Below are 216 nucleotides of genomic sequence, written 5' to 3' on the forward strand. Positions count from 1 at the left end.
CTGTGCTCGCGCACTTTGTAGTTGATCTTCTCGTTGCGCAGGTCGGCCTCCGCCAACAGCCCGGCCGCCTTCAGCCGCGCGACGACCTTTTGCGCGTAATCGTCGGCATCGGAGGTGATCGTCGCCACCACCACCTGCAGCGGTGCGAACCACAGCGGAAAATGGCCTGAATAGTTCTCGATCAGGATGCCGAGGAAGCGCTCCATCGAGCCGCAG

Annotated in this window: 1 protein-coding gene; it reads right to left on the reverse strand. The window is 62.5% G+C overall.

What is annotated here, in order from left to right:
- A partial coding sequence (locus tag E5X34_RS32850; protein WP_292573403.1) for a His/Gly/Thr/Pro-type tRNA ligase C-terminal domain-containing protein occupies positions 1–216 on the reverse strand: 216 nt, incomplete at both ends.

It is taken from the genome of Mesorhizobium sp. (assembly GCF_004963255.1).
In the GTDB taxonomy this organism is placed as follows: Bacteria; Pseudomonadota; Alphaproteobacteria; order Rhizobiales; family Rhizobiaceae; genus Mesorhizobium.